The sequence below is a fragment of the Candidatus Methylacidiphilum fumarolicum genome, assembly GCF_949774925.1.
Taxonomy (GTDB): Bacteria; Verrucomicrobiota; Verrucomicrobiia; order Methylacidiphilales; family Methylacidiphilaceae; genus Methylacidiphilum; species Methylacidiphilum fumarolicum.
The window spans coordinates 2,382,753-2,403,614 of record NZ_OX458932.1; the positions used below are offsets into that span (position 1 = coordinate 2,382,753).

Annotated in this window: 13 protein-coding genes and 3 pseudogenes; 7 read left to right on the forward strand and 9 right to left on the reverse strand. The window is 41.4% G+C overall.

The features are described from left to right. Positions 1 to 14: 14 nt before the first annotated feature. The gene (nifJ, locus tag QOL44_RS10760) at positions 15 to 3,563 is read right to left on the reverse strand and encodes a pyruvate:ferredoxin (flavodoxin) oxidoreductase (RefSeq protein ID WP_009061752.1); all 3,549 of its coding nucleotides are present in this window, start codon (positions 3,561 to 3,563) and stop codon (positions 15 to 17) included. Positions 3,564 to 3,695: 132 nt separating this feature from the next. Here nifJ and QOL44_RS10765 point away from each other — a divergent pair, with 132 nt between their 5' ends. From QOL44_RS10765 to QOL44_RS10785, 5 genes are all read left to right on the forward strand, one after another. Further along, on the forward strand, positions 3,696 to 4,844 hold the full coding sequence (locus QOL44_RS10765; protein WP_009061754.1) for a sulfite reductase subunit A: 1,149 nt from the start codon (positions 3,696 to 3,698) through the stop codon (positions 4,842 to 4,844). A gap of 17 nt (positions 4,845 to 4,861) precedes the next feature. Further along, complete coding sequence (locus tag QOL44_RS10770) at positions 4,862 to 5,323, forward strand: cyclic nucleotide-binding domain-containing protein (RefSeq protein WP_009061756.1); 462 nt, start codon at positions 4,862 to 4,864, stop codon at positions 5,321 to 5,323. Further along, on the forward strand, positions 5,307 to 6,152 hold the full coding sequence (locus QOL44_RS10775) for an FAD/NAD(P)-binding protein (protein WP_009061759.1): 846 nt from the start codon (positions 5,307 to 5,309) through the stop codon (positions 6,150 to 6,152). Before QOL44_RS10770 ends, QOL44_RS10775 begins: the two co-directional genes overlap by 17 nt. Positions 6,153 to 6,480: 328 nt before the next feature. Continuing rightward, entirely contained in the window at positions 6,481 to 7,242 is a 762-nt protein-coding gene (locus tag QOL44_RS10780; RefSeq protein ID WP_009061762.1) for an NADH-quinone oxidoreductase subunit B family protein, read from the forward strand. Beyond that, positions 7,211 to 8,524 (forward strand): Ni/Fe hydrogenase subunit alpha, encoded by a 1,314-nt coding sequence (locus QOL44_RS10785; protein WP_009061764.1) that lies wholly within the window; start codon positions 7,211 to 7,213, stop codon positions 8,522 to 8,524. The genes QOL44_RS10780 and QOL44_RS10785 overlap by 32 nt, the downstream gene beginning before the upstream one ends. A gap of 71 nt (positions 8,525 to 8,595) precedes the next feature. On the opposite strand, the gene QOL44_RS10790 is transcribed toward QOL44_RS10785, so the two are convergent. Together QOL44_RS10790 and QOL44_RS10795 are read right to left on the reverse strand one after the other, a co-directional pair. After that, on the reverse strand, positions 8,596 to 10,413 hold the full coding sequence (locus tag QOL44_RS10790) for a pyruvate kinase (protein WP_009061766.1): 1,818 nt from the start codon (positions 10,411 to 10,413) through the stop codon (positions 8,596 to 8,598). A gap of 504 nt (positions 10,414 to 10,917) precedes the next feature. Continuing rightward, a complete protein-coding gene (locus tag QOL44_RS10795; RefSeq protein ID WP_009061771.1) occupies positions 10,918 to 13,638 on the reverse strand; it encodes an HsdM family class I SAM-dependent methyltransferase in 2,721 nt (906 codons plus the stop codon). Positions 13,639 to 13,793: 155 nt separating this feature from the next. On the opposite strand from QOL44_RS10795, the pseudogene QOL44_RS11445 reads away from it, so the two are divergent. Beyond that, positions 13,794 to 14,250 (forward strand): annotated as a pseudogene (locus tag QOL44_RS11445) (IS1634 family transposase); the annotation flags it as partial. Positions 14,251 to 14,313: 63 nt separating this feature from the next. Here QOL44_RS11445 and QOL44_RS10810 read toward each other — a convergent pair. The 4 genes and pseudogenes from QOL44_RS10810 to tnpA form a co-directional block, all read right to left on the reverse strand. Further along, a pseudogene (locus tag QOL44_RS10810) lies at positions 14,314 to 14,634 on the reverse strand (IS1634 family transposase); the annotation flags it as partial. A gap of 152 nt (positions 14,635 to 14,786) precedes the next feature. Further along, on the reverse strand, positions 14,787 to 15,677 hold the full coding sequence (rfbA, locus tag QOL44_RS10815; protein ID WP_009061778.1) for a glucose-1-phosphate thymidylyltransferase RfbA: 891 nt from the start codon (positions 15,675 to 15,677) through the stop codon (positions 14,787 to 14,789). Between the two features lie 45 nt (positions 15,678 to 15,722). Then, positions 15,723 to 16,811, reverse strand: coding sequence for a dTDP-glucose 4,6-dehydratase (gene rfbB / locus QOL44_RS10820; RefSeq protein ID WP_009061779.1), 1,089 nt, complete (start codon positions 16,809 to 16,811; stop codon positions 15,723 to 15,725). Between the two features lie 500 nt (positions 16,812 to 17,311). Then, positions 17,312 to 17,722: pseudogene (gene tnpA, locus QOL44_RS10825) on the reverse strand (IS200/IS605 family transposase); the annotation flags it as partial. A 48-nt stretch (positions 17,723 to 17,770) separates the two neighbouring features. On the opposite strand from tnpA, the gene QOL44_RS10830 reads away from it, so the two are divergent. Next, entirely contained in the window at positions 17,771 to 19,273 is a 1,503-nt protein-coding gene (locus QOL44_RS10830; RefSeq protein WP_079199577.1) for an RNA-guided endonuclease InsQ/TnpB family protein, read from the forward strand. Between the two features lie 188 nt (positions 19,274 to 19,461). On the opposite strand, the gene QOL44_RS10835 is transcribed toward QOL44_RS10830, so the two are convergent. Both QOL44_RS10835 and QOL44_RS10840 read right to left on the reverse strand, forming a co-directional pair. Then, positions 19,462 to 20,106 (reverse strand): riboflavin synthase, encoded by a 645-nt coding sequence (locus QOL44_RS10835; protein ID WP_228343290.1) that lies wholly within the window; start codon positions 20,104 to 20,106, stop codon positions 19,462 to 19,464. 4 nt (positions 20,107 to 20,110) lie between these two features. Further along, positions 20,111 to 20,839 carry an SDR family NAD(P)-dependent oxidoreductase gene (locus QOL44_RS10840; protein ID WP_009061784.1) on the reverse strand — a complete coding sequence of 243 codons (729 nt, stop codon included), beginning with the start codon at positions 20,837 to 20,839 and terminating at the stop codon, positions 20,111 to 20,113. Positions 20,840 to 20,862: the final 23 nt, after the last annotated feature.

A 20,862-nucleotide genomic window follows, 5' to 3' on the forward strand; every position in this document is an offset into this window, starting at 1 on the left:
TTCTTCCTTTTATTTTAACCGATCTTTTTGTAAGAATCGAGATGATTCCGACAATCGGAAATAGCCAGTGCTAGTAGTTCTTCGGCCTTCTCTGGATCGCTTAAAAAAAGCATTCTAAACCTATTTTCCATAAGTTCAGATTTTTCAAGATCACTTACTTGTTTGTCCCAATCTAATTTAAGGCGTTTCCCATCTGGATAACCTTTTGGATTATAACGAAAAATTGGCCAACGTCCTGAACCGACAACCGATTTTTGATGGTGCATTGCCTTGGACATGTCAATACCATGAGCAATACAATGAGAATAAGCCAAGATAAGGCTTGGACCTTCAAAAGCATCGGCTTCTGTAAAAGCACTAAGCGTATGCTCTTCATCGGCGCCAATGGAGACCGAAGCTACATACACATTACCCAAGGATATTGCCATAAGGGCAAGATCCATTTTGGGAGTTGATTTGCCAGAAGTCGCAAATTTTGCCACTGCTCCCCTTGGGGTTGCTTTCGAAGCTTGTCCCCCTGTATTGGAATAAACTTCTGTATCCAATACCAATATTTTAACGTTGAAATTTAAGGCTAGGACATGGATTAGTCCTCCTAGTCCAATATCATAAGCCCACCCATCTCCTCCTACAATCCACACGCTTTTTTTTGAAAGATAATCAGCCGCTGTCAAAAATATTTTCGATTCCGGAAGTTTCAATGCCTCCAATCTTTCCTTGAGAAACTTAATCCGCTTTCTTTGATCTGAATATTCCTTTGTCGTCTTCTCTTCGACATTAATCAATTCTTGAACTAGATTTTTATCTACCAAACCACTTTCTCCAAACTGGACTAAAAACTTGCGAGCCCACTGACCGATCGCATCCAATCCTAGACGAAAGCCAAGACCAAATTCCGCGTTGTCTTCAAATAGTGAATTTGCCCAAGCAGGTCCTCTGCCATCGTTGTCTTTTGCCCAAGGAGTAGTAGGTAAGTTGCCGCCATATATCGAGGAGCAACCAGTAGCATTGGCAATAAGCAGCCTATCCCCAAAGAGTTGGCTTAATAATTTCAAGTAAGGTGTTTCCCCACATCCAGCACAGGCTCCCGGAAATTCGAATAACGGACGCAAAAGAGCCACTTGTCTTACAGATCCAAAGTCAATTTTTTCTTTCTCAACGTCTGGAATTCTTTGGAAATATTCAAAAAAACTCTCTTTAGTTTTAGTAAAAAGCTCCCTACGGCTTATCATATGTATTGCCTTTTTGCCCGGAGAGTACTTATCAAATGCTGGGCACACGTCTACACATATTCCACAGCCCGTACAATCGGCTTCTGAAACAGCAATGGTGTAGAGTAAACCATCCCATTCAGGGTATCTTGCATCCGCTTTTAAAAAACCTTCTGGAGCTTTTTCAACAAATGTCGGATCATAAACTTTAGCCCGCAGCACCGCATGAGGACATGCAATGACACACTTACCGCATTGAATACAAAGGGATGGTTCCCAAAGAGGTACCTCAAGGGAAATATTACGTTTTTCCCACTGAGAGGTTGCCGTAGGAAAAGCACCAAAAGGAGAAAAAGCACTGACAGGAAGTCTGTCGCCACGCAATGCGATCATTTCTCCAATGACACTTTTCACATATTCAGGCGCCTCTTCAGAAACCGGAGGTAGCAGCGGAACAGAACCAAGGCTTTTTCCATCTAGTTTAACTCTACAGAGAGCTTTTAATGCCTTTTCTAAAGCCTCGAAATTTTTTCTAACCACTTCCTCTCCCCGATATCCATAACTGCTACGAATATGTTCTCTGAGATAATCCAAGGCCTCGTCAATTGGAATGAGTGCGGTAAGCTCAAAAAAAGCTATTTGCATGATCGTGTTTATCCTGCTTCCCAAGCCGCAGTCTTTAGCGATCTTGTAGGCGTCTATAACAAAAAATTGGATACGCTCTGATAATATTTTCTGCTGGACTTCCCTCGGAATCTTATCCCAGGTTTCATCAGGACTAAAAGGGCTATTCACTAACAAAATGCCCCCATTTTTAATGCCCTTGAGGATATCATATTTAAAAAGAAATTCGAACTGATGACAGCCCACAAAATCGGGTTTTTCCACTAAATAGGGTGCAGCAATGGGGCTGGATCCAAATCGCAAGTGTGAAATCGTCAAGGAACCAGACTTTTTAGAATCATAGACAAAATATCCTTGAGCAAAAAGACCTACATTTTCACCAATAATTTTGATCGTATTTTTATTAGCACTTACCGTCCCATCAGAACCTAATCCATAAAATACCGCTTCATAGAGAGTTTTGTTTTCTATAGTAAAGGATTCATTGACAGCAATGCTGCTCTGAGTGAGATCATCTTCAATCCCCACTGTAAATGATCCCTTAGGATCCTCTTTCGAAAGGTGATCAAATACCGCTTTTGCCATCGCTGGGGTAAACTCTTTGGATGATAGCCCATATCTGCCTCCTATGACTCGAGGCAGATCCAAGAATGGAAACCAACTTTTGTCTACGTTATTTAATATGGCCGAAGCAACCTGCACAAAAAGTGGTTCGCCCACAGAGCCTGGCTCTTTGCACCTATCCAGCACCCCAATAATCTTCGTGGTTCGAGGGAAGCACTTTAAAAAACTTTGTTGGTCAAAAGGACTAAACAATCTAACTTTAACGACTCCAGTTTTATAGCCTAGAGAATTTAAGCTATCTACAACTCGACAAAGGGTTTCTGAAGCCGATCCCATCACAACCACAACCATTGTTGCCTGGGGATCCCCATGATATTCAAATAACTTATAGTGACGCCCTGTGAGAGCCCCCACTCTATCCATTACGTTTTGCACTATCCCAGGACATGCCAAGTAAAATGGATTAGCTCTTTCCCTAGCTTGAAAAAACACATCGGGGTTTTGAGAGCTTCCATAAAGCAGTGGCCTTTCGGGATTGAGTCCACGCTGTCTAAACTTCAAAATTGCCTCAACAGAAATAAGCTCTTTGATTTGCCCCTCTTCTATTTGCTTAATGGTGTTGATTTCATGACTGGTTCGAAAGCCATCAAAAAAATGAAGAAAAGGTAAAGAGGCTTCTAAAGAGGAGAGATGGGCAATGAGTGCCAAATCTGCAGCCTCTTGCACAGAATGGGAGCATAAGAGAGCAAATCCTGTAGTTCGAGCAGCCATGACATCACTATGATCACCAAAAATGGATAACGCATGGGTAGCAATGGTTCTAGAAGCAACATGAAAGACTGCAGGAAGCAGTTCCCCTGCCATCTTGTACATATTGGGCAACATTAATAAAAGTCCTTGGGAAGCAGTAAAAGTTGAAGCAAGGCTGCCAGTTAGGAGTGCACCATGTAATGCTCCAGCCACTCCACCCTCACTTTGCATTTCAACAACCTGAGGAAGAAGTCCCCATAGGTTTGTTTTTCTTTCTGCTCTCCATTTATCTACCCACTCTCCCATAGGCGAAGATGGAGTTATGGGATAGATGGCTATCACTTCGCTCAGAAGATAAGCAATTCTTGCAACCGCCTCATTGGCGTCGACTGTTCTGCATAAACCTCCAGCCATGGTCTTTAATGTAGCTTAGCAGCAGGGATCGTTAAACTTTAAAGAACCTTAGGATTTAACCCTAATTAAAAGCACTAATGAAATGAGAGCTTTTTCTGTTTTTGGCTAAAATCATAGGTTATAGTATGGTCAATGGATAGATTTGGCTCAAATAAGTTTAAAATCACCAAAAGAGAACTTCAATCCATCCTCGATGCTCTCAAAAGAAAAGGCTTCAAAACCATTGGCCCAACAGTTTCAAAAGATGCTATTGTCTATGACGAGATAGACTCTTTGAACGATCTTCCCATAGGTATAGGAGATGAACAGGAAGCAGGAAGCTATCGACTAAAAAAAAGAACAGATGCTACTCTTTTTGGTTTTGCATCTTCTCCCCATAGCTGGAAACAGTTCTTGTTCCCTGCCCAAGAGAAAATATTTTCCATCCATCAGCCCACCGAAAAAACGTCGCCCCCTTTGATTGATCCATCAGTTAGGCAACATCCTCCACTTGCTTTCATTGGAGTCAGGTCTTGTGATCTGCAGGCTATTGCTATACAGAACCGTGTTTTTTTGGAAGGTCCCTACCCTCATGCCGGTTATAAATCCAGAGCCAAAGCTCTATTTATTCTTGCTGTTAATTGTGCTTATCCTTCTGCCACTTGCTTCTGTTCTTCAATGGGGACAGGACCAAGAGCTAAAAGTGGTTTTGATCTTCTTGTAACCGAAATTTTAAACGGTCAAAAAGAACATTTCTTTTTAATCGAAGCTGGTAGTTCTCAGGGAGAAGAAATCATTGCGCAAATCGAAAAGACCGATGCTACCGAAGAAGACTTAAAAAAAGAGAATGAAGTGATTCAACATGCTGAAAAACAGATATTTCGTCGCATTGAAACCCAAGGAATTAAAGAACTGCTTTATAACAACTTGCAACACCCTCGATGGGAAGAAATAGCACAAAGGTGTCTTTCCTGTGCCAACTGCACTTTTGTTTGTCCTACCTGCTTTTGTTCCACTCTTATTGATATTCCAAAAAAGGCACAAGAAATAGAAAGATGGATGGTATGGGATTCCTGCTTTACTCTGAATTTCACGCATACTCCAGCTGGAAGTGTAAGAAAAAGCGTTTTATCTCGCTACCGACAATGGATGACTCATAAACTAGCTTCATGGATAGATCAATTTGGGACATCCGGTTGCGTAGGCTGTGGCCGTTGCATCACCTGGTGTCCTGTTGGCATAGATATCACGGAGGAAGCTGAAATTATTAGAAAAACGAGCCCCGTTAAGATGCCCTCTTAAAGGAGGAAAACAAACATATGAATCCATCATCCTCGCTGCTTTGTGAACACCCTTTTCTAAAGGGAATGCCAGAGACCTTTATCCAAAAATTATCTGCAATAGCCACTCATTTGTCCTTTAAAGCTCAGAGCTATCTTTTTGTAGAAGGCCAGAAGGCAGATAAATTTTTCCTTTTACAAAATGGACTTGTGGCTCTCGAAACTTATTTTCCAGAAAGGGGAATCGTGGTCATACAAACTGTCGGGATAGGACATGTCGTAGGATGGTCATGGTTATGTCCTCCTTTTCTTTGGCACTTTTCCGCTCGCGTAATCGATCCTGTGAATGCTTTTGTTTTTGATGCAACTTGCCTTAAGCAAATGATGGAAGAAGATCCTTCCTTTGGCTATGAGATAACCAAAAGGATCATTCCTTTGATGCTCGAAAGGTTACAGGCAACTAGACTCCAATTTCTCGATATTTATGGACCACCTTCCTGATTCCCCAGAAAATCCATTCATTCCTAAACCTTTTGTCATCGAAGAAAAAAAGAGAGAATCCTCATCTATTTTTAGTCTTTATCTCAGGCCAATAGACTCATTACCCTTTTATTTTCTTCCTGGACAATTCAACATGATTTCAGCTATTGGAGGAGGAGAAGCGGCTATTTCGATCGCCAGTGATCCAACTAATCCTCATATTCTTATTCATACGATTCGCATCGTAGGAAACGTGACGAAGGCATTAAGCAAACTTGAAAAAAATGATTTTGTACTGATTCGAGGGCCTTATGGTAGAGGTTGGCCAATAGATTTAGTCAAAAGGAAAACATTAATTCTCGTTGCTGGCGGAATCGGATTGCCTCCCCTTCTCCCAATCCTTTATATGGCTCAAAAAAACAAAGGATATTTTAAAAATCTGATTCTTCTCTATGGGGCTAGGACAAAAGATGATCTTCTTTTTATGCCTTTACTTCATAAACTGACAGCAGACCAAATAATCACCCTGCATGTTTCAGTGGACCGTCCTAGTCGTGAGTGGAAAGGTCATGTAGGAACAGTGACAGCCCTTATTCCTTCCATTAGTTTTGATAATAAAGAGACTTTCGTGTTCAGTTGTGGGCCTGAAATTATGATGCGATTTATGGCCAGAGCGTTCATTCAAAAACACCTCCCTAGAGAACATATCTTTTTTTCTATGGAAAGGAATATGAAATGCGCTATTGGAATTTGTGGACATTGCCAACTTTCCCCATTTTTTATATGCAAGGATGGCCCAGTTTTCCCCTATGAACAAATTGAGCACTTATTGACCGTTGAAGAATTATAATGCATAACATACCCTGTAGTTAAGAATGCATCAGTAGAATGTTACTTATAGAGAATCTCGCAAAGGACCAAAGAAAGCTCTCTTGTAGACTCTCAAACCATTCCTATGCTTGCAGAGTCTTTCTCTCTCTGTTTTTCAAACTCCCTAGATATAAGGACTAAAGATGTATCCCACGGCCCTTTCAGTTAAGTCCAAAGACCTCTAAATCTTGCTTTTTCTGCTTTCTAGACATCCTAGGAATATATGTTTTGCTTCCTTATCCCTCATATGTCCATATTATTTTATTAATCAATCGACCCCTATTTATTTCGACGACGAGAGGATGGTGATGAAGAAGATAGCTGTTTGGAAATTTACATCCTGTGACGGGTGTCAGCTTTCCCTATTAGACCTTGAAGATGAGCTTTTAGAAATAGATAAAAATTTTGTTATCTCTTATTTTTTAGAAGCCAGTAGTCGGTCCCCTGAGCCACCTTTCGACATATCTCTTGTCGAAGGCTCAATAACTACCGAAGAGGCAAAAAGAAAAATCATCGAAATACGAAATCATTCCTCCATTTTGATAACAATCGGAGCCTGCGCAACAGCTGGAGGCATTCAAGCACTAAGAAATTTTGCTTCTCTCCAAACAGTAAAAGAAAGAGTTTATCCCCAGCCTGAACTCATCGATGTTCTTCCTACCTCTTTACCTATCTCCCAGTATGTACAGGTAGATTATGAGCTTCAAGGCTGTCCTATCAACAAACAACAGCTCCTTTCTGTTTTGTATTCCTACTTATTTGGATTTCGTCCATCTTTAAATTCTGGAAGCGTTTGTATGGAATGCAAAATGAGAGGGACTCCCTGTGTTATGGTGACTTCCAAGACACTATGCCTTGGCCCAGTAACTCATGCTGGTTGTGGAGCAATATGCCCAAGCTTTGGAAGAGGTTGTTATGGCTGTTACGGACCAAAAGAAACGCCGAATAGTCCATCTCTTTCTCGATGGGCAAAAGAAAAATTATGTATTGAGCCCACTGCATTAAAACAGGCTTTTCATACCTTTAATTGTATAGCCGATGGATTCAAAAGATTTGATGAAGACGACTGAGCCACAAAAGATCCTATCTGTTTCTGCACTGGCGCGAGTTGAGGGAGAAGGCGGGCTTTTCATTAAAATGGATAATGGGAAAGTCACCAGCTGCGAATTAAAAATCTTCGAAGCTCCCCGGTTTTTTGAGTCGTTATTGATTGGAAGGAATTTTCATGAACCTCCTGACATTACTTCAAGAATCTGTGGAATCTGTCCTGTTGCATATCTCATAAGTTCCATAGCAGCGATTGAAGATGCCTGTCAGGTTCAAATTCCCGAATATATCTGGAATCTTCGCCGACTGCTCTACTGTGGGGAATGGATTGAAAGCCACAGCCTACATGTTTTCTTTCTTCATGCTCCCGGGTTTTTGGGATACCCAAGTCTTATGGAAATGGCGAAAGATTTTCCAAAAGAGGCTGCATGGGCACTTCAAATGAAAAAAGCAGGCAATACTCTCATCCAGAAGATTGGCGGTAGAGAAATTCATCCTGTAAATGTTCGCATTGGGGGATTCTACAGTTTTCCCAAAAAATTAGAACTTCGATCCCTTCTAGATATTCTAAAAAGAGGCTTGGACTATAGCCTATTAGCCTTACAATGGATAGGTTTGAAATGTAATTTTCCTGATTTCAAGAGGAATTATATCTATGTAGGATTAAAACATCCTAAACAATATCCAATTGAAAGAGGGATAATCTGTTGTGGGGACTCTCAATTCGATGCCAAGGAATTTGAAAAGAATTTTATAGAAGAACAAACAACCTATTCCAATGCTCTTAGATGGAAGGCTACCGATTCTCGATCCTGTCTTGCTGGTCCACTGGCTCGATACCATTTAAACTATTCTTTGTTACCTACTTTTTTACAAGAAAAGCTGAAAGAAATTGGCTTGGAATATCCCTGCCATAATCCCTTCCAATCTATACTAGTCAGATTAGCAGAAATTGCCTATGCCTTTTACGAAGCCATAAGGCTTATAGAAGATTATGAACCTTTCTCTCCCTCTTTTATTCCCTTTGATCCAAATCCACAAACTGGTTATGGAATTAGTGAGGCTCCACGTGGCCTTCTATACCACAAATATGAACTTGACGATAAGGGGAGTATTAGAAAAGCAAAAATTGTTCCTCCAACCTGTTTTAATCTAGCATCTGCAGAAGATGACTTAAAAACGTGGATCGAAACCCATTCTGAAGATTCCATTGAAAGAATGACGCTCGATTGCGAGCAAATCGTTCGAAATTACGATCCTTGTATATCATGCGCTACTCATTTTCTAAAACTCCACTTTTGGTAGGGCTGCAAGCTTCCAAATTTAACAAAATAGTTTGAAGGCATTTGTTTGCTTACCTCCATTTTGGAATTATTCTATAAAGGTTGATTTAAAAGGCCAGCAATATGCAATTTGCGCAGCATGGAACGCTTTTTTCTCTGATGGGTTTCCATTCTTTTCAAAATGTCTACCAGTGATTTTACCGCTTCAACAATATAAGGGCCTTTATTGAGCATTACGCATTCCGATCTTTGAGCCATAGCTGCATCAGTCACCTCAGCTCTAGAAGGAATCCCAGTCTTTGCTAAAGACTCCAAGACTTGAGTAGCCCAAATGACTGGAATATGCGCTGCTTCGGATATCCAAAGGATTTCTTCTTGAACCTCAGCCAGTCTTTCATAGCCACATTCGACGGCAAGATCTCCTCTAGCAATCATGACTCCAACACTACGATTCTTCATCGCTTTGAGTAAAATTAAAGGTAGGTTTTCAAAGGCTTTTCTAGTCTCGATTTTGAGGATTATACCTAAATTCTGTGTTGATTCGTAGTTCAAAGCCTTTTCAAGATCATCTATATCGGATGGTATCCTTAAAAATGAAATTCCAACAGCATCAGCATGCTTACCAATAAAGGATAGAATCTTAAGATCTTGATCAGTTATAGCAGAAATTTTGAGATCTGATACAGGAAGGTTTATGCCTCTATCAACACGAAGTTTTAAGCCTTTAGAGGGAGCATGTGTGATCTCTACGGCAGCTCCATCGTCAGTGCATTGGAGGATTCTTCCTCCAATTTTTCCATCATCAAACCAGATTGGTTCATCCACCTTAACATCATGGAGAATTTGTGGCTGGGAAATCCATAACGTACCGACCATACCTTCTTGCTTTATCCCTTTTATAGGGGATTGCCCACCCTGAATCCATAGTCTATCATTTTTCTTGACTAATAGAAAAGGTTGTTGCGGAGAAAGACTTTTCAGAGTCGTAGCCCTTTGGGGTAATTCTGGGCTATCAGGAAGATGAACGAAAACAATACCTTCTTTTAGATAACCTGTTTGGGTGGAATAAGAAAGCCATCCCCTTTCGACTACATGATCGATTCTAAGAGTTCTTGCTTTTCCTCTAGCATCAAAAAATCTGACAACATCTCCCACTTTTAGCCCATCAATCCATTCTTTGTCGAATTTCAAAAACAAATCTGCTTCTAGGATTGGATCAGCCATGGATTCATCATTGCCAATCCAAACTTTAGCTGGTTCTATTATTCTTCCAAAGGGATCTCTTAATGGTCTAAAAAAGCACGCCTTAACAGATGGATCTATTGCTACTATCCGCAACTTCGGCCCAGGCAAATCCATCACTATTTTACAGGAATATCCTAATTCTTGAGAGAGTCTGCGGCTATTTTCAATCATCCGTATCCATACATCGGGAGAATCATGGGCACAGTTGATTCGAATTACATTCATGCCTGCTTTTAGAAGATCCACAAGAAGCTTCTGATTCTCTGCAGCTTCTGTTGGCAGGGTAACCATAATACTGGTATGACAGCCTGGATGAGGTTCTCCTAAAAGTCTTCTAGTGTTTCGTAGAAGCAATTCGGCACCCTCATTCCGACTAATATGTTTGGTCGGAGAATGTACTTTTTTCCCCAATGCATTGAGAACATTTTCAAGACTCCATATGACGCAAGATTCAGAACGTCCCAAAGAGGATATACCTATATCAGTGAGTTCATCTTGGATCTGTCGAAGGTCAAAGCGGCGTAACGCTAAATAATGAATCAGGTTAGCTGCACTTAATCTGTTGTCTTCATGGACAGAGTCAATAAAATTTTGATGAGCCTTTTCAGCTTGAAGAATTTCATTATATAGATCCACCAAAGAATTGATAAGTTCGGCTCGGCTCATGGTTTTTCATACCCTTGATAAAATCTTCAGGGGTTTTAGCAATTGACCTTTCTTTTTGGCCACAAATTTCAAAGTTTCTCCTTCTTCCTTATGCAAAAGCACTCTATCCCCATTGAATCCATTTCCTAAGAACACTTTAACAGTACTGATAAAAAGAAAATACTAAAACGAAAATGAAGGGTTTAGCTTGATTTTTTTCTCTCAACCCTAAACCATCGAAACCCTTCAGGGTTGAAAAAAGCTCAAGGGTTGACATACCCGGCCCGCAAAGCATAGACAGACCTTCTTTTAACCCTTTCAACTCTATTTTTACATATTTCTATATTTTTTTGGGGAAGCAATTTTTCCATGCAAAAAAAAATCTAAAATTTTTTTTCTTTAAGTGGTGGTTTTAAAAAGAAAAAAACTTTTTTACATTCTGATTTCTCTTTCTCCTCGCAATTCCTTTTTCTCTATTCTCTTTTCCGGTTCATGTTCTATTTTTTATATTAACATTTGCTGTTATTATGCAAAAATCTTTTCATATATTTCTTCATAAAGCCTTGCCATATCTTCTAACTTCTGCTGTGGGATATCAACTTTGTAAAATTCTGCTTTTACCAAGTTCTTTTTACTCTTTATTTTAGGATAACCACTTTTACCTACTGATGAAAGGTGTTCTAATATCTTTATATTTTCATCTTGTAGTAAAGAATAAAATAAAGCAAAAGAGCCTATCATACTTGGATTGTTTTTCTTTCTTAATACTATAAAGTCTTTTGAAAATAAAAATCGTGAGCTGGACTTAGTTACTACTGCTATCTTCTTTTGATAAACTCTCACTGGGGCAATGATAACATCACCTTCTTTTAGATAACCAAACTTACCATTTCTTATTTTCTTAAGCATTCGTTCTCGGTTTGACGTAGTTGTAAAGGATAGGTTTTTAGGAGTAATTATCCCTGATCCACCTGCAACTATATCCCTTGTTTCACATAAAAATAAATCGGTTTTTAAGTTAATATTTCTTTGCTTTTCAACTTCTCCGATCTCCCAATCTATTAATGCGAATGTTTCTTTTGTAGGAGATACTGCTTGAGATACGGTAGGGCTTAGGTTTAGATTCCTTTTGATTAATAATTCCTGTAATGTTAAAACATTGATTTTCTCATCTTTTACTTCAATACTACCTTCAAAAGCTGATGCTATTATAGCTGCAATATCATCAGTTAAATCATTCTCAGAACTCTCTATGGTTGTAACTGTTTTTTGTTTCTTTAGTCTTACATATCCAATATTTTTGGCATCGTAAAACATTATTCTTTCATCTTTGATTTTTTCTATAAACTGCTCTGGCGAATTGATAATATTATGAAATAGTTTGTTGCTTGTCCCTAAATCTCTTTTCTCGACAAAAACTAAAACTGTTCTTTGCTGCGCGTGGGGTGCGAAAGCATGCTCTGGCAACCCTACAACAGCAACTATCTTGAAATAACATAAGAATAATAGTTTTGCTTTAAAGTATTCTTGGCCATCAAAAAGTGATATCGGAAATACAGCCCCTATTCTTCCTTTGGTGTTTAAAAGCTGGAACCATCTTTCAGCGAAAAAGCATTCCGATGCTGTTGTGGTGTTGTTTTTAAATGAAACAAAAGCGTTAGTTCTAAAATATGGGTATTCTGTTGACTTTATATCCAAACTAAAAGGAGGATTTGTGATGATAAAGTCAAATCCGGAGCCGTCTTTTAATACTTCAAAAGTGCTACCGCTATTAAATCTTTGAATAGATTCCTTTTTTATATTAGGAAATGGTAGGTTAGATAAAGGAGACAGGCTATCCCTTGTGTAAATATTGGCTGATCCATCTCCGTGGATTACCATGTTAACTTTGCATAATGCTGTGGCTTTTTCATTGTTATCAATTCCAAAAAGTATTTTTAAAGCATTTTCTCTAATTTTATCAATAGGTTCATCTTTAAAAATTAATCTTAATGCTTCAATTAAAAAGGTTCCAGATCCACAAGATGGATCAAGGATATACTTATAATCTCCTTCCTTTAAGCTTTCTTTTACTTTTTCAATATTTAATGCTTTGCATACAAACCTAGAGATATTAGGATGCGTAAAGAATAAACCTCTACTTTGTCTAAAAATAGAATGCATAAAATCAAGGAATATATCCCCCATGGAGTCTTCGCCTAAGAACCTTAAGCTTCTTAGTCTAATCCGCTGAAGATACGGTATTATTTCTAATAAAATCTTTGCTCTATTTTGATGATTTAAAATTTCTCTTCTTTTTGCACTTTTTGCATCTTCACCTAAAAGATGAATTGATGCGTTTTCAAGCAGTTCTTTTATCCTATTGTAAAAATCGTCTTGATATAAATAATCAGAAGGTTTTACTTGAAATTTTAGTTCATAATCAGGATTACCAACGGAGCATATTTCGTCGTAAATCTTTGCTATAAGTAAGTTTATGATGGTGTGGAAAGCGTCTTCTTCAACGATACCATTTTTTCTTAATCCTTGATGTATTTTTTCTTTTAAGAGCTTTTTAAACTCATTATGTTGTTTAATTTCTATTAGATCTTTTGCTTTGAGAATTTTTAGTTCTTTTGAGAAATATAATCCTTCAGCCGGAAGATTTAAATGAGTAAACGGAGAATTTCTTGATATTATTTCATCTAATGTAGCTTGCCCTGTTTCTACCGTTTTTTCTATGTCTGGATAAAAAAACCAATAGTATGAAAAATTAATCTTGTCGTTTTCATATAGAACTTCACAACTAATGAGCACTAAAGGATAAGGTTTTGTTAGATCCTTCGCATAAGAATGGGCAATATTGTAAAGCTGTCTTTTAAAATAGCTAGTAAATTCAGCATCAGATATTCTGTGTATGGAAGTTTTACATTCAACCAGTGCTGTACACTGCCTATTTTTATAAACATCTCCAATGTCAATAGTAATATCTACTCTTTTAGAAGGTGCACCTACTAACGATGTTTCTTCTTTTGACATTCTATCCCTTGGTATTTTAAATTTTTCCATAAGCTGTAAGATTGCATAAGCTCTTCCTAATTCACCTAGAACTCCTTGATTATAAGAAGAAATATTATATTGTGCTTGCTTCTTAAGTGAATACACTAATGTATTGTTTTCTATTTTAACTGCTTGTTTCCCTGTTCTTATAATTTCGTCTTTTAGAGAATTAATAAATTCTTTGATTTTGTTTGTTTCGCTTTGCATCTATAGTCCCTTTCTATATCTAGCTGATCTTCCACAAGTTTATAATCATTTTGCCGATGCATCAATGACTTATATAAATCCGTGTAGGACTCAATAATTTATTTAATTTTATTATTTTGTTGGCATCGTGGCGAAAACATGTTAGTCAGGTAGGCATGTACTTGCAAGTGATCCACACACGCCACAAGGGGGAAGATCTATCGATCCTATATCGTCCGAGAGTCCTACCTGGTGGGGAAACAGGTAAATACACGCCGGATCGCCAACGTGACCCAGTTGCCGGAAGAGGCTCGAGAAGTGCTGGCGGCGGCCTTCCAAAAGAAGCATCTTGTTCCTGTAGAGGGGTTCGAAGCCTAGGAGGCACTTGATTACGGAGGATTGTCCGTTCTCGAAGAAGCCTGGCGTCGCTTTGGCCTCGATGAAGTCTTTGCCAGTGTTGGCTCGGAGCGGAAACAAAGGGTTTTGAAGGCGATGATCTTTGGCCGGATTCTTTTTCCTTCCTCGAAGCTGGCCCTTCGGGAGGAAGCGCGGGGTACCCTTCTGGCCAAGGCTTGTGGGCTCGAAGAGAAGGATCTAGATGAGGATGAGCTCTACCGGGCGATGGATGAGTTAACCCATGTTTTGTGAAAATTTCGTAATTTATTGATTATCTATGGTCCTTTTTTCAATGTGTCACTATGTAGGGATTTTAGAGGTTCTTTTTTTGGATTTCCAAGGCTCTAAGGAGCTGATTTTCAGGGCGGAAAGGATCTGACACGCCTTTCGGTTTCCTGCTGTGGCCCCGCGGTGTTTGGTACCTCCAACGTCTGCTTCGACGACGTGGACGATACGTAGGTGAGTCAAGGCCTCTTCGGTGGAAAAGGGAAGCTTGGCTAGCTTTAGCTTTTTCTCCAAGAGTCGGTTGTGCAAGAAGGCCAAGGCGGCAACAAAGACATGGGCCTGGACCCGCTGGGGATCATGGTGATAGATCGGACGCATCTCTAGGACATCCTTTAGCCCATTTTCACCAAACATGGGTTCTGCCATGAAAAGTTACAAAGCGTTGCTTTTTGGAGACAAAATCGAACCTATTACTTTTTGATTCCGGTTTAAAAATTACGGTATCGTTTGGCTACGTTGTCTTGGTGGTTTCTATGAAAAGGCTACATTTAAACAGCTGATCTTGGAGCTTCTAGCAGATGACGAAGGTAAGTTGAATACGTGGAATTCCCCATCTTTTCTATCTGAGAACGAAGTTCCTGAGGCCCAATCCATCCTTTGTGGTAGGCTATTTCTTCTAGACAGCCAATTTTTAATCCTTGCCTTTGCTCTATAGTTTTCACAAACAGTGATGCATCATAGAGCAGATCATGAGTACCTGTATCCAACCAAGCTATCCCTCTTCCCAGCAACTCAACCTCAAGACTGCCCTCTTCTAGGTATTTCTTATTGAGATCGGTTATCTCCAACTCTCCTCTAGCCGATGGCTTCAGTTGGCTAGCAAAAATAGAAGCCCTACCATCATAAAAATAGATCCCAGGCACTGCAAAGGAAGATTTCGGTTGGGCAGGTTTTTCTTCTATCGATACAACTTTCATAGATTGGTCGAATTCCACAACACCATAAGCAGAAGGGTTCGAAACATGATAGCCAAATATTGTAGCCCCATGTTTTTTTTGGGCTGCTTTGTTTAAAGTTGCACTTAAGCTGTGTCCATATAACAAATTGTCACCAAGTACCAAACAAGAAGGCCTTCCGTTGAGAAATTTTTCACCGATAAGGTAGGCTTCGGCAAGTCCATTAGGATAAGGTTGTACCGCATAGCTAAAATGGAGTCCGAATTGTGAGCCATCTCCTAAGAGCCTTTCAAACAACCCTATGTCACGAGGGGTTGAAATCAACAGTATGTCTCTGATGTTTGCCAACATCAAAATGGAAATGGGATAGTAGATCATCGGCTTATCATGGATTGGAAGCAGTTGTTTGCTAAGAGAAACAGTTACTGGATAAAGCCTGCTTCCAGTTCCTCCAGCAAGGACAATACCACATCTTTCCATCATTTCCTCATTCTTTGTTTCTTTGGGTCGATTCTAGAAAATCCAGCTTTATGCATTATTCACTACAGATCGACAGAGTCCTTGTCTTTTTAATAGATACCCTCTATCCAATACTGACCGAATCCAATCTTTATGTTGGACATACCATAAAATCGTTTTCCGCAACCCTTCCTCTAATTCTACCTGAGCCTCCCATCCCAATTCATTTTTCATCTTGGCGACATCGATCGCATATCTTAAATCATGACCTGGTCGATCAATTACAAAACGAATGAGCTCAGCATACCTTCTTCCAGAAGATCTTGGAAAGAGTTCATCTAATTGGGAACATATTTTTTGAACAAGCTCGAAATTGGTCATTCCCTTTCCTTTAGCAATATGATAAACCTCTCCAAGCCTCCCCCGATTTAGAACTCTCCATATGCCTGCACAATGATCTTCCACATAGATCCAATCTCTAACATTCAACCCTTTTCCATACACAGGGAGTTCCTTTTCCTCCAACGCATTGCATATCATATGTGGAATCATTTTTTCTGGATGTTGTCGAGGTCCGTAGTTATTGGAACTATGGGTAATCATCGCTGGAAATCCATAGGTCTTATGATAGGCAAGGACAAAATGATCTGAAGCTGCTTTTGAGGCTGAATAGGGACTGGAAGGATCATATACTCCACCCTCTTTTACTGGGGGATCCTCCAATGGAATGGAACCATAGACTTCATCTGTTGAAATGTGCACAAACCGAAATTTATCCCTCTCTTTTCTAGGAAGAGAAGACACATAATGGAAGGAACTCTCCAAAAGTTTAAAAGTCCCAAGAACATTGGATTGCACAAAAATTTCTGGATTATCGATCGATCGATCCACATGCGATTCAGCTGCAAAATGAACAACCGCGTTAATCTTTTCCTCGAATAGGATATTAGAGACTATTTTTTGATCACAAATATCAGCTTGTATAAATACAAAATTATCTCTATTTTGAAGTTCTTTTATATTTTCGATCGATCCAGAATAGCCAAGCTTATCGATAACGATTATTTTTTCTACAATGCTTGAAGGCTCATTTGAAAAACAATAATCACAAAAATTGGATCCGATAAAACCCGCCCCCCCAGTAACAAGAATTTTCATTACAAAGATTCCTTATGTTGTATTTTTAGTTGCAATAAGGCTTTAGAGCGAGAACCTAACTTATATATCATGTGAAAGATAGTTGTAAAGCATTCATTTGAGACTTTCAAGAAAAGCATTCCTTAGCCTTTTTCCAGATAATTCACTTTTTAAATAGCTAACTACTCAATGTTATCATCGGCGAAGAGAGGCCTTTTGCCTTTTTTTATATTAAAATAATATTGTAGATGGAAGTTGTTCTTGGCGTGATTAAAGAAACATCTATGGGCACCTATCAAATAGCCTATTATTGCATAGGGATTGTACATTACCGCTGCGAAGATCTGACATAGAAAATAATCGCAAGCCATTCATCTTTGAATACAGCAATCTATTCGACTTCCAATTATTGGCCATGGAGAGAAAGGAGGGGGATCGTTGTGTGTCAACTCTACCCTCTCTGGCGGCCAGTGCTCCAGCCAGAGCCTTGGGCTTGGCTGGTGGTGAAGGCCGCCCTTTTCCGGCGTTTCTTGCCGTTCGATGTACTGTTTGAGGACGGTTAATGGGGCGCCCCCGCACGTGATAACGCAGTAGGAACGGCTCCAAAGAACTGCCTTACGATAGAAACGGGCGACCGTTGTGGCAAACTCTCTGCGGAGAAGCCTGGAAGAAGTTGTCTTGAGATGGTTCAGGAAGCGGCTGAGTCCAAGATTTGGTGGCAACGCAACTAGCAAGTGAACGTGGTCAGATTCTCCGTTGCACTCAAGCAGCTGTCCGCCCCATCCATCCCAGCGCATTTCCGCAATAGCACGCAACCGGTCAAGCATGGGGCGGGTGAGCGCCTTGCGGCGGTATTTTGTGACAAGAACTAAATGGTAGTGCAGCGCGTAAACGCAGTGATGCAGAAGGTGCAAACGCACTTGACCTGTCATTACACTAAATGATAGACCATATTGCTGGCCACTGTCCAGCGTCGCCTCATGATGATCGCATCACCCGCTGGTCTTCCCGTTCTGGGCCCGGTCGAGCGCAAGGTCACCTACCGGCTCTATCCATCCAAGACCGTCCGGGATGAGCTTTTGCGGACTCGCTGGGTCCATTGCTTTCTCTGGAACCTAGCTTTGGAGGAGCGCAGGCGGGCGTGGAAGGAGGAAAAGCGGAGCATCGGTTTCGCCGAGCAGTGCCGATGGCTCACCGAGCTCCGTTCCTGCAGCGCGCTTCTCTCCTCGATCAACGCTCAATCCGCCCAGGTAACGCTCAAGAGGTTGGATCTCGCCTTTCAGGCGTTCTTCCGCCGCATCCGGCAAGGCGAAAATCCGGGATGCCCGCGTTTCAAGCAGGCAGGGCGATTCAGCGGCTTCGGCTTCAAGCAGCACGAAGGTGACTGGCGGCTGATCGCCAGAGAGCGAAGCGCTCACCTGAAGCTTCGTCTCTCCGGCATTGGGGAGATCCCGATCCGGGGCAAGGCCCGTACTCCCGGGGAACCCAGGACATGCGAGATCTTTCTTTCCGGCGGCCGATGGCATGCGTCGGTCACGATGCGTTGCCGGCCGGCGCGGGAGCATGGCTGTGGAGCCGAGGCTTTCGACCTGGGCACGGAGCGGTTCCTGACCAGCGCCAGGTTGGAGCCGGAAAAGAGCGAGCCGGACGTTTCCGAGGGAGCCAATCCGCGCCATCTGCGCAAGGCGCTTAAGAAGCTCAGGAAGCTCGGACGGACGATCTCCCGCAAGATGGAGGCGGCGATCCGCAAGCACGGGAAACGGAAGGGATTTCGCATTTCCAAGAGGTTGCGCAAGCAGTACGAGCTGCTCGCCCGGATGCACGCCAAGGTGGCGAACGTCAGGAAGGATTTCCTGCACAAGCAGAGCGCCGCGATGGTAAGACGCAGCGGACTGTTGATCACGGAGGAGCTGGAGCCGAAAAGGATGACGGCTTCGGCCCGGGGCAGCCGGAAAAAGCCCGGGAAACGTGTGCGGCAAAAAGCCGGGCTGAATCGAGAGATGTTGGACGCATCGTTCGGAGCTTTCGGGGCGATGGTCGGATACAAAGCGGAAGAGGCTGGTATCGGATACCTGGAAGCACAGGCGAGGACGTTGAAGCCAAGCCAGAGATGCCACCGATGCGGCGGCGTCGAGAAAAAGACCCTCGGCGACCGGTGGCATGAGTGCGCATGCGGAGCGTCCTGCCATCGGGACGAGAACTCGGCACTCGGGCTTCTCGACTGGGGCTTGGCGAAATGGGAGAAGGAGCACGGCTTCGCCTTTCCGGGGCCGAAGGTCGTTGTATACGGAAAGGAATGGACGGGAACCGATCCATGCGTGGAGCGGGAAGCTCTGGCCGGATGGAACCTCGCTGCGGGCTGGAAGTCCGCGAGCCGAGCATACTCCGGTGAAACTGCCCGCAGGGAAGCGCGAAACTCCATCCCAGAGCCCTCAGGCTTGGATGGAGTAGTTCATCATTATGAGCACTGGAATTCCTTTTAAAACTTCTCAAGGATAGACTTCGCTTAAACGGAAGGAATACTTTCCAAAACTTGATCAATTTTCTCATCAGAAACAACAAATGCGCAGTCCGTTGAGCTCCCCTCTCATGAGATAGAAAATAGCTATTCTTCCAGCTAACCTTTTACCCCTCTCCATTGAGAGTGGGATCCTCACCATTCCGTAACAATTCAGTAATTAGAGCCCATCCGTTCGTTTATGATTTTTTGAGCATATTTTGCCAAAAGATCAAACTCCAGATTGACTTTGTCTCCCGGTCTTTTGGTCCTTAAATTTGTATGGTTTAAAGTAAAGGGAGTAATCCAAACACAAAAACTTTCATTAGTTATCTTCCCTATAGTTAGACTAATCCCTTCAACGGCAATTGAGCCTTTAGGAACCATGTAGGATTTAGCAAAGGAAGGATAATGTATCCATATCTCTTTTTCCTCTCCTAATTTTTCGATCGCACATATGGTTTGTTTGCAATCCACATGGCCTGTAACAAAATGGCCTCCGAATCGGTCACTCATCCTTAGAGGAAGCTCCAAATTCACTTCATCGCCCATTTTCAATTCTCCCAAGGTTGTAGCACGTAGAGTTTCTTCAAGAATGAAAAACTGCACCTCCTCTGCGATTATCTGCGTAACTGTAAGACAGCAGCCATTGACTGCAAGGCTTATCCCTGGCTTCAATTCAGCAGCAAGACATCCTGCTCTTATGCTGAGTGTTTTGTTTTTTGAATCAGGTACCCGCTCAACGATTCCCCTCGATTCGATAATCCCTGTGAACATCTTAAACCCTAATCGTTTCTTTTCCTTTAAAAGTCTATCCAATCCCTCATCGAAGATTCCATCCTCCGCTTACAATGAGATGTGAGCCAGTAATATAGCTCTGTTTTTCATCCAAAAAAAATTTTACTCCTCGCCATATATCTTCAAAGGTACCATATCGGCCAGCTGGAATTTTACTAAGTGGAGGAAGTCCTTGGCTGTTTTCAAGATAACCTGGAGAAACGACATTAACGGTGATGCCATAACGCGCATTTTCCCTAGCAAAGGATTTGGTTAAAAGATACACTCCTATTTTGCCTAAATGATATCCGAGTGCCATTTCCCTACTTCCGATTCGGTCACAACTCGAATCGCCTATATTGACAATCCTTCCTCTGCCTGAAAGCCTTAAAAGAGGCAATGAGGCAAGAGTGGTAAATAAGACCGCGCTAGCTGTAGAATTAATGCCACGAAACCAATCCTTTTCTTCTGTTAATTCTAGAGGAACGGCATCATAGACACCAGAATTATTGATGACCGCATCCAGTCTTCCAAAAACTGTCCTAATTTTATCAATTATTCCCCTTGCTTCGTTCTGTTTGGAAAGGTCTGCTTGAACCGTGAGCGCCTTTTTCCCTTCCCTTTCAAATTCCTTTTCCAAAGCAGAGGCTTGTTCTTCACTTTTGTAGTAGTGGATGACGACACTCCAATCTTCCGAGCTAAGCTTACGGCACAAATAAGCACCTAATCCCTTAGCTCCTCCAGTGACCAAAACGACTTTCTCTTTTCCTATCATGGCTATGTGGTTATGAAGAAATT

Coding starts and splice junctions, on each gene's coding strand:
- QOL44_RS10780 (WP_009061762.1), top strand. CDS start 6,481: ATGAAGAAGATAGCTGTTTGGAAATTTACATCCTGTGACGGGTGTCAG.
- QOL44_RS10790 (WP_009061766.1), bottom strand. CDS start 10,413: ATGAGCCGAGCCGAACTTATCAATTCTTTGGTGGATCTATATAATGAA.
- QOL44_RS10770 (WP_009061756.1), top strand. CDS start 4,862: ATGAATCCATCATCCTCGCTGCTTTGTGAACACCCTTTTCTAAAGGGA.
- QOL44_RS10775 (WP_009061759.1), top strand. CDS start 5,307: ATGGACCACCTTCCTGATTCCCCAGAAAATCCATTCATTCCTAAACCT.
- QOL44_RS10765 (WP_009061754.1), top strand. CDS start 3,696: ATGGATAGATTTGGCTCAAATAAGTTTAAAATCACCAAAAGAGAACTT.
- rfbB (WP_009061779.1), bottom strand. CDS start 16,811: ATGAAAATTCTTGTTACTGGGGGGGCGGGTTTTATCGGATCCAATTTT.
- QOL44_RS10795 (WP_009061771.1), bottom strand. CDS start 13,638: ATGCAAAGCGAAACAAACAAAATCAAAGAATTTATTAATTCTCTAAAA.
- QOL44_RS10830 (WP_079199577.1), top strand. CDS start 17,771: ATGATGATCGCATCACCCGCTGGTCTTCCCGTTCTGGGCCCGGTCGAG.
- QOL44_RS10785 (WP_009061764.1), top strand. CDS start 7,211: ATGGATTCAAAAGATTTGATGAAGACGACTGAGCCACAAAAGATCCTA.
- nifJ (WP_009061752.1), bottom strand. CDS start 3,563: ATGGCTGGAGGTTTATGCAGAACAGTCGACGCCAATGAGGCGGTTGCA.
- rfbA (WP_009061778.1), bottom strand. CDS start 15,677: ATGATGGAAAGATGTGGTATTGTCCTTGCTGGAGGAACTGGAAGCAGG.
- QOL44_RS10840 (WP_009061784.1), bottom strand. CDS start 20,839: ATGATAGGAAAAGAGAAAGTCGTTTTGGTCACTGGAGGAGCTAAGGGA.